Annotated in this window: 9 protein-coding genes; 2 read left to right on the top strand and 7 right to left on the bottom strand. The window is 72.2% G+C overall.

The genetic code is table 11. The features are described from left to right. Window positions 1–82: 82 nt before the first annotated feature. Window positions 83–1981, bottom strand: a complete 1899-nt coding sequence (locus DEH69_RS03665; protein WP_258534407.1) for a hypothetical protein — start codon at window positions 1979–1981, stop codon at window positions 83–85. 279 nt (window positions 1982–2260) lie between these two features. On the opposite strand from DEH69_RS03665, the gene DEH69_RS03660 reads away from it, so the two are divergent. Then, the gene (locus DEH69_RS03660) at window positions 2261–3334 is read left to right on the top strand and encodes a LacI family DNA-binding transcriptional regulator (protein ID WP_113685414.1); all 1074 of its coding nucleotides are present in this window, start codon (window positions 2261–2263) and stop codon (window positions 3332–3334) included. A gap of 849 nt (window positions 3335–4183) precedes the next feature. Here DEH69_RS03660 and DEH69_RS03655 read toward each other — a convergent pair. The 3 genes from DEH69_RS03655 to DEH69_RS03640 all read right to left on the bottom strand — a co-directional run bounded on the left by DEH69_RS03655 (window position 4184) and on the right by DEH69_RS03640 (window position 7203). After that, window positions 4184–4534, bottom strand: coding sequence for a DoxX family protein (locus tag DEH69_RS03655; protein ID WP_113685413.1), 351 nt, complete (start codon window positions 4532–4534; stop codon window positions 4184–4186). 243 nt (window positions 4535–4777) lie between these two features. Then, window positions 4778–6292 (bottom strand): argininosuccinate lyase, encoded by a 1515-nt coding sequence (argH, locus tag DEH69_RS03645; RefSeq protein ID WP_113685412.1) that lies wholly within the window; start codon window positions 6290–6292, stop codon window positions 4778–4780. Next, window positions 6292–7203: an arginase family protein gene (locus DEH69_RS03640; RefSeq protein WP_113685411.1), complete on the bottom strand. Its 912-nt coding sequence runs from the start codon at window positions 7201–7203 to the stop codon at window positions 6292–6294. Before DEH69_RS03640 ends, argH begins: the two co-directional genes overlap by 1 nt. Before the next feature lie 158 nt (window positions 7204–7361). On the opposite strand from DEH69_RS03640, the gene DEH69_RS03635 reads away from it, so the two are divergent. Further along, window positions 7362–8570 (top strand): RNA-guided endonuclease TnpB family protein, encoded by a 1209-nt coding sequence (locus DEH69_RS03635; RefSeq protein WP_113685410.1) that lies wholly within the window; start codon window positions 7362–7364, stop codon window positions 8568–8570. Window positions 8571–8583: 13 nt separating this feature from the next. Here the strand turns inward: DEH69_RS03635 and DEH69_RS03630 are convergent, their stop codons facing one another. The 3 genes from DEH69_RS03630 to DEH69_RS03620 form a co-directional block, all read right to left on the bottom strand. Next, window positions 8584–9444, bottom strand: coding sequence for an amino acid ABC transporter ATP-binding protein (locus DEH69_RS03630; protein WP_113685409.1), 861 nt, complete (start codon window positions 9442–9444; stop codon window positions 8584–8586). After that, window positions 9441–10373, bottom strand: coding sequence for an amino acid ABC transporter permease (locus DEH69_RS03625; RefSeq protein WP_113685408.1), 933 nt, complete (start codon window positions 10371–10373; stop codon window positions 9441–9443). The genes DEH69_RS03630 and DEH69_RS03625 overlap by 4 nt, the downstream gene beginning before the upstream one ends. A 152-nt stretch (window positions 10374–10525) precedes the next feature. After that, the gene (locus DEH69_RS03620; protein ID WP_113685407.1) at window positions 10526–12094 is read right to left on the bottom strand and encodes a PucR family transcriptional regulator; all 1569 of its coding nucleotides are present in this window, start codon (window positions 12092–12094) and stop codon (window positions 10526–10528) included. Window positions 12095–12216 lie beyond the last annotated feature (122 nt).

Below are 12216 nucleotides of genomic sequence, written 5' to 3'. Positions count from 1 at the left end.
GCCGGGCCCGGAGGCCAGGAGCCCCGTTTCAGGGCCACGAAAAAGGTAACGGGGCCGGACCGTCGGTCGTGCGGCGGGGCGTTCAGGTGCCCGCGTAGGTGATGCCGGGGCGCGGGGGCTCGGCCATGCCGTCCCCGATGAAGTAGTCGGGGTAGTGGCCCTGCATGTAGCCCTTGAACGTCATGGCGTTGCGGTAGGCCGGGTTGTGGGCCAGCGTGTAAAGGCGGGTGTCGGTGGGCCGGTCGGTGGTGAAGACGATCAGCTCGTCGAAGGCCGCGTTGGTGTACACGGCCTCCTCGCGCCAGTCGCCGATGACGTCGCCGTAGAACGTGGGGTTGATGTCCTGGCTGGCGTTGACCGCCCCGAAGCGCGACGTGGTGAGCAGCCGGGGCAGGCTGCCGCTCGGCGAGGGGTTCTCCGGGTCCCACTCCTCGAACTTGCCGTCGTTCAGCAGCTCGGTGGTGAGGTCGCCGTCCCACTGGAAGGCCAGCTGCGGCCAGGGCGCCAGGCCGGTGTCGGGCTCGGTCAGCTCGTCGGTGGCCGCGTTGTACAGGCCGGAGAACGACCACACCTCCATGCCGGGGAAGCGCGGGTCGACGTCGCCCGCGACTCCGCGGCCCACGTCACCCACGCCGTCCTCGACGTGCTGCCAGATCATCTCGCCGGTCGCCGCGTCGTAGTAGTACTCGCGCAACCCGCTGGGGTTGTCCTGCTGCACCCCGTAGCCCTCGAGCCCGGGACGTGAGGGGTCGATGTCGGTGATGTGGAAGCGGTCGCCGTGCACGACGCCCTGGTCGGCCAGCGAGTAGCGCAGGGTGCCGTCGCCGTTCAGGACGAAGCCGATCTCCACGACCTCGTCACGCCCGTCGCCGTCCACGTCGATGACGCGGGTGTTGTGCCCGTCGGGCGCGTCCTGGTCGCCGCGCAGCCACTTCCACTGCTGGGTCAGCTCGTCGCCGTCGAACCGCCAGGCGGCGATCACCAGGTTGAAGTCGCCGTCGCCGATCCGGTTCTTCAGATAGGAGACGAGGCTCGGCGTGGCGCCGTCGAGGTGGCCCGTGCCGAACCGCGCGTACATCGGCCCGTCGTCGATGTAGTCGTCCGGGACGGGTGCCGTGGCCAGCGCCGCGCCCGTCTCGCCGTCGAGGATGGCGATGGACTGGTGGACGTCGTCGACCTCCTCGTGCACGGCGCCGTCGCCGAACGTCACGCCGTCGGCGACGCGCACGGCGACCTCGGCCCTGCCGTCGCTGTCGAGGTCCCGCACGGTGACGCCGTCGTTGTGGCCGACGTCGATCGTCGCCGAGCCGCCCTCAATGTTGTCCTGATCCTGGCTGTTGGGGCCCATGTCGACCTCCCACAGGAACTCGCCGTCGCCCGTGTACGCCTCGAGCGCCTGGGTGGTCCCCTGCCGGTCGATCACATAGTCGAACTCGCCGTCGCCGTCGAGGTCGCCGACCCAGGTGAACTTCACGGCGCCGCCGGGGCGCAGTGGCACGCGGACCACCGGCTCCACGGCGTGGTCGGCGGTCAGCGTGAACGCCTCGCTCGGCTCCCCCTCGTCCCCGTCGACCACGGGGGCGACGCGGTAGGCGTTGTCCTCGCCCAGGTCGGCGGCCGAGTCGACGAAGTTGGTGCCGCCCGTCAGCACCTCGTCGTTGATCCTGATCCAGTCACCGCCGCCCGCCGACCGGTACACATGGAACCCGATGCCCTCCGGATCCAGGCCCAACAGCCGCCAGGAGACCAGCACTTCGGTGTCGCTCGAGCGCACGGCCACGACGCCGCGGCCCAGGTTCTCCATCGGGCGCGCGGCCTGCGCCGCCGAGGCGGCGGCCGGTGCGGGGTCCGCGGTGGGCGCGGGGGCGGGCGAGGCGTTGCCCAGCGTCGTGAGCCCGACGACGAGCGCCGTGCCCGCGGCCACCGCCGCCGAGAGGGTGGCCGTCCGCCGTGCGGGACGCCACCGATGGGTGCGTTGCATGAAGACCTCCTCGTCTTCGCGTGCGTTGTGGGGGTGCGTGGAAACGGCTCCGCGCCGCGGGCGCGGCTCGGTGAGGCGGCTCGGGTGAGGGAGTTAAACCGTTTACACAAGGGGAGCGAAGCATGGGCCCCAGAGGGCGTCAATACTCCGCGCAAGGCCCGTTTGGATGTCCCTTCGGGGCTGAATTATCCGGCTGCATCGGGGAATTGACGGGGTGGGGCTCGTCCGCGACGATCAGTTGAAGCGGTTTCACGCAGGCGTGTGACGCAGGGAGGTCGGATGGCTCGTCGGCCCACGCCCGATGACGGGCGCGCCCGCCCCACGACGATCCGGGACGTCGCCCGGCACGCCGGGGTCTCGGTCGCCACCGTCTCCCGGATCCTCTCCGGCACGTATCCGAGCGCCCCCGTCACGCGCGCCAAGGTCATGCGCGCCGTGCGGGAGCTCGACTATGTGGCGAACGCCCACGCCCGCGGCCTCGCCGGGGTGCAGCCCAAGAGCGTCGCCATCGTCGTCAACTCCGTGACGTCGCCACACTACGCCCATGTCGCGCAGGGGGTGCAGGAGCAGGCCGCGCGCGAGGGCAGGCTGTGCGTCGTGGGCACGAGCGGCGGGGACCCGGAGCGTGAGCTGGCGATCGTCCAGCTGATGCGCGAGCAGCACGCCGAGGCGGTCGTCCTGGTCGGGAACATCAGCGCGGACGACGCCTACCGCGAGCGCATGGCGGGCTACGCCCGCGCCCTGACGCTGGCCGGGTGCCACCTGGTGCTGTGCGGCCGCCCGTCGCTCGGGCCCGAAGTCCCCGCCATCGTCGTCGAGTACGACAACACCGGCGGCGCGCACGCCATGACGAGCCACCTGATCGCGGCCGGGCACCGGCGCATCCTGTTCCTGGGGCGGCGCGCCGGGTACACCACGCCGGAGAGCCGGATCGCGGGCTATCGCGCGGCCCTCGCGGCGCACCGCGTTCCACACGATCCGGGGCTCGAGGTCGACGGCACGATGGAGTGGCGCGAGGGGTACCGCATGATGCGTCACCGCCTCGACGGCGGCCCGCGCGACTTCACGGCCGTCTTCGCCTGCAACGACCAGATCGCCGCTGGCGCCCGCCAGGCGCTGCGCGAGGAGGGGCTGCGCGTGCCCGACGACGTCTCGCTCGCGGGGTTCGACGACCTGCCTCCGGCGCGGGACATCGACCTCACCACGGTGCATGTGCAGCACAAGGAGCTGGGCCGCACCGCCGTGCGGCTGGCCCTGGAGAGCGGGGCGCCCGGCACGCCGGGCGCGCCCGAGTACGTCCTGCTCGGCACCCGGCTGGTCATCCGCGACTCGGTGGCCTGCCCGGCCGGGTGAGGAGCCGCGGCCCTGCTCGGTGGCCTGCCCGGCCGGGTGGGCGGCCGCGGTCTCGCGCGGGCTTTGCGCTTCCCGCGCGGGCTTCGCGGTGGGGCGGCTACGGGCTGGACGTCCTCCCGTTCGCCGTCTGCCGGGTGTCGGGTGTTGTGGGGGTGCGGGTTACTGAGGGCACCTACGGGGGGAGGGGTGTCGGGTGTGCGGCCGTCTCGGTAAACGGTCGGTCTCGTCGCTGGCTCGGACCGTTCGCCAGCCGGGCGCAGCCGCTAACTGTGTGCGGGTGGCCGCCTTGCCGGTGGTCGGCTGGGGTAGCGCGCACCCTTCGGGCCTGCCCTGGCCGCCGCTCTCGTCGTTCACCGCGCGTACGTTGAGCTGAGGTGGCGGGCCGGTGCGGGGCGGGGGCGCGCGTCATTCAGCGGGCCCGTTGACTTTATGCCCCGCTTACGCGAGGACGCGGTCTCTTCTGAAACGGGGCACACTTTGTGCTGAACAGAACGTGCCGCGTTTCCAAAAAGCATCCGCCCTGGCATAAGCCGCAGATAAGCACCGGCATGCTCCCTGAGCTCAACCGACGCCAGGCTTGAAAACGCTTCGGGCGGCCAGGGCAGGCCCGAAGGGTGCGCGCTGCCTCAGCCGACCACCGGGAAAACGGCCGTCAACGAGGGACGCGGCCGCGCCCGTTCGGCGAACGGTCCCCGCCGACCAGACAGAGGTCGGTGACCGGGACGACCGCCACCCACCACCTTCCCTCCCGTAGGTGCCCATCAGTGACCCGCACCCACCACGAAACAGGAACAGCGGGCGACGCCAGCAACCACCGGACCCTCCGTAGCCCCGCTCCCCCCTGGGAGGTTATGCCGAGGCGGCGCGCAGGATCAGGGCGGCGATCGCGACCAGGAGCAGCAGGACGGCCGGGGGCAGGCCCTTGAGGTCGCGCTTGCGCAGGTGCGCGGCGACCGCGCCGACGAAGTAGAGGATCACGCCGATCGCGGCCGCGATGCCGATCGGTGCCCACCAGAAGCCGACCACCAGGCCGATCGCGCCCGCGAACTCGCTGGCCGCGAGGAACGGGAACCAGCTGAGGGGCACGCCGATGCCGGTCAGCCCTTCGACGATCCGCTCGTCGCGCGCGAGCTTGGTGCGGCCCGAGAACGTGAGCAGCAGGGCGAGGACGATCCCGACGATGACATAGGCGACAAACATGGCCCCTCCTGGGGACGAGGAAACGCATCGTGGAGGCTAGTAGATCGATCTCATCCCGGGGAACGCGCCTGGTCGCCGACCTCCACGCCGGGATCGCGGCCGTCGAGGCCGACCTGTTCGCGGGGCTCGACGCGCACGAGGTCGACGCGCTGCACCGGCTGCTCCTGCGGATCGAGACCACCGCCGAAGGACCGTCCCGCGCCGACCCCGACGAGGCCGCCTTCCGCGCGAGGGCGCCGCGGGTCAGGCGTCCGGCCGGGTCCCGATCAACGCGTCCACCGCGCGTTCCAGGGACTCGGCCGCCGCGCGGTGGGCTGCCGTGCGGGCCGCGGCCGCGCTTCGGTCGGCGTCCAACTCGGCCTGTGCCGCCGCCCGTTCGCGGAGGACGGCCTTGGGGGCCGGGCCGCCGTACAGGGTGCGGCGGGCCACAAAGGCGCGGGCGTCCATGACGTCGCGGAACGCCGCCTCGTCCAGGCCGCTGGGGCGGCCCTGGACCTCGCAGGCCGCCTCGTCGAGCACCGCGAGCGTGGTGGTGGCCGGGGTGAGGCCGCGCTCGATGCTGCGCCGCACGAACAGCCCGACCACCTGGTGGGACGTGCGCCAGTCGGCACCGGACGCGGTGACCAGGGCGGAGGCCACGTCGGTGACCTGGGCCCAGTGCGCGCCCGCAGCCTCGGCCATGGCCTTCCTGTGCACCCGCAGGTCGCGCAGGATGCCGTCGAGGTCGCCGAGCCGCGCGGCCAGCTCGCGCCCCGTGGCCCACAACAGGTCCTGGGAGCGGCGGCGTTCCAGGATGGGGAAGCCGGTCGGGCCGCGCTCCGCCGTGACCACCGCGACCAGCCCGGAGAGCGCCTGCCCCGCCACGGACTTGACGATCTCGAGCGCGTCGGGGTTCTTCTTCTGCGGCATGATCGAGCTGGTGCCGCAGTAGCGGTCGGGCAGCTCGACGAACGCGAACTCCGCGGTCGACCACAGGAACAGGTCGTCGGCGAGCCGGGAGAGGGTGGCGGCGGCCGTGGCGTACACCGCGGCGACCTCCATCTCCAGGTCATGGCTGAGGATGGCGTCCATGGTGTTGGCCAACGGGGCGTCGAAGCCCAGAAGTTCGGCGACGCGTTCGCGGCTGATCGGGAAGTCGGTGCCGGTCATGATGGCGGCGCCCGCGGGGGAGCGGTTGAGCCGTTCGTAGAGGCTCGCGCAGCGCTGGGTGTCGCGGGCCAGCGCCCGTTCGAACATCAGGGCCCAGTGGCCGAACGTCGTCGGCTGGGCGTGCTGGCCGTGCGTGTAGCCGGGCAGCACGGTCTCGGCGTGTTCGGCGGCCAGGTCGAGCAGTGTGCCGCGCAGTCGGAGCGCGGCGTCGGTGAGGGCCGTCAGGTGCTCGCGGATCGTCAGCCGCCTGGCGACCTCGATCAGGTCGCCCGAGCTGCGGCCCATGTTGATGCGCCCGCCCAGCTCGATGCCGAGCGCGCCGATGAGGTGGTGCTCGGCCGAGTGCATCCCGCCGCCCGCGCGGTCGCGCGCCGCGGCGATGCCCTCGGCCTCCATGGCGCGCAGCGCGCCGAGCAGCGCCGCCGCGTCGGGCCCGGTGAGCAGGCCGCACTCGGCGAGCATCACCAGGTGGGCCTTGTCGAACGCGTGGATCCAGGGCAGCGAGTCGCCCAGCAGGTCGGTGCGGTGGGTGCGCAGGTGCGGCAGCTGCTCCTCGCTCAGCCGCACGCCCGCGCCGCGGAACCCCTCGTACGGGGAGGCGCCGGTCATCAGTGGTGCTCGAGACGGGGGGCGGGGCGGCAGCCGAAGACCGCGAAGTGGAAGAGGAGATACGCGGCGAGCGTGGTGGTCGCGTCGTGCAGGTCGACCATGGGGTTCACCTCGGTGAGGGCCATGGCCGTGCAGTGCGGCGCCAGCAGCCTGACCACTTCGAGCGCCTCGCCCGAGGTGAGGCCGCCCGGCTCGTGGGCGCCCGAGCCGGGGGCGTAGGCCGGGTCGATGGCGTCGATGTCGAAGGACAGGAAGAGGTGGTCGGCGCCCGAGACATGGTCGAGTATCTGCCGGGCGGCCTGTGCGGGGCCGAGCGCCTGGAACTCTCCCGCTGTGATGTGCGAGAGCCCGTGGGTGTGCTTGAACTCCCCTGACGCAGGGAAGTTGAAGTGCCGCGAGCCGACCTGCACACAGTCGGCCGCGGAGATCCGCGCCAGCTCAAGGCTGCGCCGCATGCCGCTGGACTGGCTGAACTTCCCCTGGTGGGGGTTGTGGTCGAGCAGGTCGAGGTGCGCGTCGAAGTGGATGATGCCCACGCGCCCTTCCACCGCGTCATGCACCCCGCGGGCCACGGGGAACAGCAGCGCGTCGTCGCCCCCGAGCACGATCGGCACCCGCCCCGCGCGCAGCGACTCGGCCACGACCGCGCTGCACGCGTCCGTCGTCGCGGCCAGGTCGTGGCCCGTGACCGGGGCGTCGCCGCGGTCGCGCAGCAGGTCGTCGCCGATGTCGAAGACGGTGTCGCTCTCCAGCGAGTAGATGCGCCCGTCCTGGACGCGCTGGGTGATCCAGCCGAGCGCCTGGCGGATCCGGTCAGGCGCGTAACGCGAGCCGGGTCGGCCCAGCGTGGACCCGCCGTCGAAGGGGACACCCCACAGGTCGTAGGAGCGCGGCCCCTGCCGGTTGATCATCTGGTCTCCTTCGTGGATACTCCGGCCTTCAGGCCGGGGAGGAAACGAAGCTCCTGTGGAGCAGGGCAGGGGAAGGCGGATCGCCGCCGGGGCGATTCGGCGTCTACGGCCACCGATCGACACCCTTGGCTGACATGGGAGTTGATAGGGTGTGAGGCATGTCGCGGCAGGTCAAGCGGGCGTTCAGGTACCGCTTCTATCCCACGAGCGAGCAGGCGGCTGAGCTGTCGCGGACGTTCGGCTGCGTGCGCCTGGTGTACAACAAGGCGCTTGAGGAACGTACCCGCGCCTGGTATGGCGAGCAGCGGCGGGTCTCCTACGTGGAGTCGTCGGCGATGCTGACCGGATGGAAGAAGGCCGAGGGACTGGCGTTCCTGGCGGAGGTATCCTGCGTCCCGCTTCAGCAGGCGTTGCGTCACCTTCAGACGGCGTTCACCAGCTTCTTCGCCAAGCGGGCCGGGTACCCGCGCTACAAGTCGCGCAAGAAATCGAGGGCGTCGGCCGAGTACACCCGCAGCGCCTTCACCTGGCGCGATGGACAACTGACGCTGGCGAAGATGAGGGAGCCCCTGGACATCCGCTGGTCGCGTCCCCTGCCCCAGGGAGTGGAGCCGTCCACCGTGACCGTCTCCCGCGATGCGGCGGGCCGCTGGTTCGTGTCCCTGCTGTGCCAGGACACCATCACCGAGGCCCCTGCCACGGGTGCGGCGGTCGGAATCGACGCGGGCATCACCTCCCTGGTGACCCTGTCCACCGGGGAGAAGATCACCAATCCCCGGCACGAGCGGCGTGACCGTACGCGCCTGGCGCGCGCGCAGCGGGAGTTGTCCCGCAAGCAGAAGGGCTCGGCCAACCGTGAGAAGGCCCGCCGCAAGGTCGCCCGCATCCATGCGCGGATCGCTGACCGGCGCCGGGACTTCCTCCACCAGCTGTCGACTCGGCTCGTCCACGAGAATCAAGTGGTCGTGATCGAGGACCTCTCCGTCCGCAGCCTGCTGAAGAACGGGCGCCTCGCGCGCGCCATCTCGGACGCGTCCTGGACGGAGTTTCGCTCCATGCTGGAGTACAAGTGCGCCTGGTACGGGCGTGACCTCGTGGTGATCGACCGCTTCTTCCCCAGCTCGAAGCTGTGCGGGGCCTGCGGCACGGTCGCGGCGGGGATGCCGCTGGACGTCCGGACGTGGACGTGCGAGTGCGGCGTGGTGCATGACCGTGATGTGAACGCGGCACGCAACGTCCTGGCCGCCGGGCTGGCGGCAGCAGCCTGTGGAGACGGTGTAAGACCTCAACGGGAGTCCTCCCGGACAGGGCAGTCGTCGGTGAAGCAGGAACCCCAGCGGGCGACCGCTGGAATCCCCCGCCTTTAGGCGGGGGAGGAAGTCAACTCTGTCCCTTCTCGGCGGTGTCGGCGGTGCTGGATGTCCCGGGCGTCTCGACGGTCTCGGTGGGCGGGCCCGGGGGATCGCCGTGCGCGGCGGTGACCCGGGCCAGGAAGTCCCTGGTCCTCGGGTGGGAAGGGGCGGCCAGGAGGCGCGCGGGCGGGCCCTCCTCGACGATGACGCCGCCGTCCATGAAGACGATCCGGTCGGCGACATCGCGGGCGAAGCCCGCCTCGTGGGTGACCACGATCATGGTCATGCCCTGCTCGGCCAGCGTGCGCATCACGGCCAGGACCTCGCCCACGAGTTCGGGGTCGAGGGCGGAGGTCGGCTCGTCGAAGAGCATGAGGAACGGGCTGGTGGCCAGGGAGCGCGCGATGGCGACCCGTTGCTGCTGGCCGCCGGAGAGCTGCCCCGGGTAGGCGTCCGCCTTCTCCGCGAGCCCGACCCGCCCCAGCAGCTCGCGCGCGGTCCGCTCGGCCTCGGCGCGCGGTAGCGCGCGGGTGCGGACCGGTGCCTCGGTGACGTTCTGGAGCACGGTCAGGTGCGGGAAGAGGTTGAAGCGCTGGAACACCATCCCGATGCCACGGCGCTGGCGGGCGATCTCCCTGCGGCTCAGCTCGCGCAGGGTGTCGCCGCGGCGCTTCCAGCCGAGCAGCTCGGAGCGCACCTCCAGGTAGCCGCCGTCGGGCCGTTCGAGCTGATTGACGCAGCGCAGGAACGTGCTCTTGCCCGAGCCCGAAGGGCCCATCAGGCAGACCACCTCGCCCGCGGTGACGGTCAGGTCGATGCCGCGCAGCACCGGCAGGTCGCCGAATCGCTTGGTCACGCCCACGGCGCGCAGCACGGTCTCGGTGGTCATGCTTCGCTCCCCATCGTCTTCCGGGCGCGTGCGCCGCGCACGCCGCGCACGCCGCCGCGGGCGCCCCCGCGCGCGCCGGGGCCGCTCGCGTCGCGCGTGGGCGTGAAGCCGCGGCCGTAGCGGCGCTCGACGGCGTACTGGCCGACGGCGAGCACCGACACGACGGCCAGGTACCACACGGCCACCACGATCAGCAGCTCGATCACCCGGTTGTTGCGGTAGTAGACCAGCTGGGCGCTCTGGAGCAGCTCGCCATAGGTGACGACGGCGGCGAGCGAGGAGGTCTTGAGGGTGGAGATGAACTCGTTGCCCAGCGGCGGGATGATGACGCGCATCGCCTGCGGCAGCACGATGCGGCCGAAGACCGCGCCCGACGGCAGGGCCAGGGAGAGCGCCGCCTCGGTCTGGCCCCGGTCGACGGCCAGGATGCCGCCGCGCACGATCTCGGCGGTGTACGCGCTCTGGTGGAGGCCGAGGCCGAGCAGGGTGGCCATGAACGGCGTCATCACCTCGACCGTCGAGCCCTCCCACAGCCCCGGCACGCCGATGGTGGGGAAGACGAGGGCGAGGTTGTACCAGATGAGCAGTTGCAGCAGGACGGGCACGCCGCGGAAGAACCACACATAGCCCGCGGCCACCGCGTTGGCCACGGGGTTGGCCGACAGGCGCAGCACGGCGATCAGGATGCCGACGACGACGCCGAGCAGCATGGCCGCCGCGGTGATCACGGCGGTGTTGGCCAGTCCCTTGAGAATCATGTCGGCGGTGAGGTAGTCGCCGACCACGTCCCACTCGATGGCGCCCATGGCGAACGCCCGTACCACGGCGGCGAGCAGCGCCACGATGATCGCGGCGGAGGCCCAGCGCCCCCAGTGCCGCCGCCTCACCGGGCGCAGGCCGAACGCGGCGGCGGCGTCGTTCCCGTACATGTCGTCCTTCCCGCGAGGGCCGGTCCTTCACGACCTGAAGGGGCCCGTTGGCTGGTCGGGGCCCAGTCTCCTCACGGCAGCGGGCGCTGCGGCACCCGCCTTTATGTCCTGTCCTCAGGGCGCGGGGTGGACATCCGGTCGGCCCCGGGGGCTCAGCCGGGCTCGGGGGCCGCGCCCTCGGCGAGCAGGGCCAGCCACAGCTCCATGCGGGCGTAGGAGGAGTTCGGGTCGCGCCCGGTCAGCTCGGCGATCTTGTCGATCCGCATGCGCAGCGTGTGCCGGTGCACGCCGAGCGCGGCGGCCGAGACGTTCCACTGCCCGTTGTGCGCGAGGAACGTCTGGAGCGTCGCGCGCAGGGTGCGGTGCCGCTCGTCCGCCCCTTCGGCCGCGAGCGGCCCGAGCACGCGCCGCACGAACGTCGCGACGGTCTGCGGCTGTTCGGACCGCAGCAGCAGCTGCATCGCGGCCAGGTCCTCGAAGCGGGTCACGCTGCGCCGTTCGATGCGCCCGATCGAGGCGGCCCGCGCGGCGGCCTCGTAGGAGCGGCACACGTCCTCGACGGCGCCCGCCTCGCCGACGCCCAGGTGGGCCCCCGGCAGCTCGGCCATCAGCTCGTCGACGGCCTCGGCCGGTCCGGACCCGCCGCCGCCGACCAGCACCAGCTGTGTCTCGCCCGTGTGCCGCAGGACGGTGGTGACCCCGGGCGCCCGCCGCCCGTCGAGCAGCGCGTGCAGCCGGTCGGCCGCCGCCCTGGCCGTCGCGGTCGGCGCCCCCGCGCCGCGGCCCGCGGGCGGCGGCAGGATCACAAACGCCCGCAGGTCCATCGGGTCAAGGCCCCAGCCCCTGATCTGCCGCGCCCAGTGCAGCGGCAGCCGCCCGCCGCGCAGCACCTGGGCCAGCTCGTCCGACTGGAGCCGCCGCAGCCTCGATGTGACCGCCTGGGCGCGTTCGATCTCCAGCGTCATCAGGGCCACCGCGCCCGACAGCACATGGCGCTCATAGGTGCCGAGCGGGCGGTCGGTGCCCGCGAGCAGGAAGCCGCGCGGCAGGCCGTCCACGCTCAGCGGGTGGATCACGGTCGACTCGCCGGGGCCCAGGATCGTGGAGGAGCTGCGCCCGCCGCTCTCCCTGACCCGTATGAGGTCGGGCAGCAGCGCGGGCAGCCGCGAGGCGGCCGCCGCGGGCCACGCGGCGCGGGCGGCCCCGGTGCTGTCGGCCTGGATCGCCCAGCCGCCGAGCTGCTTGCCGACCTCGCGCACCAGCGTCTCGGTCGACCCGGAGAGCGCGGCCCTGGTGAGGGCCTGCTGCGCCTCGAAGGCGCGGGAGATGGCGTGGTAACGCTCCTCGGACAGCATGTCGGAGACCGCCTCCGAGATGGAGATGTAGGGGGCGTCGACCGGGATGCGGAGCACGGCGATGCCGCGCAGGTCGGCCTGCTCGATCAACGGCTCGGGCACGGCGGCGTAGCCCATGCCGACGCCGAAGCCAATACCGGCCAGGCCCGCGTCGGCCAGCCGGTCCACATAGGGGCGGAAGTCCTCCGGGTCGGTGACGCGCATCCCGGTGGTGAGCAGCAGCTCTCCGCCGCGCAGCCAGGGCGTGGGGTCGACGACCTCGGAGACATGGACCCAGCGGACCTGCCGGTCGCGGCCCTCGCGCCCCGCGACGATGTCGAGGCGGAGATCGGGCAGTGCCACGATGCGTTCGATGGTGACGGGCATGGGGAACACCTTCCGTTCTCAGGCGGGAGCGGAGGGGTGTACCAGCGGTCCAGCCCTGACCAGAACCCTCGACATTTTGTCGGGTGACACCGGCGTGGCGCCAGAGCAATCTGTTGGACACC

It is taken from the genome of Streptomyces sp. PT12 (assembly GCF_003311645.1).
GTDB lineage: Bacteria > Actinomycetota > Actinomycetes > Streptomycetales > Streptomycetaceae > Streptomyces.
This window is presented reverse-complemented; position numbering and strand designations above follow the sequence as displayed.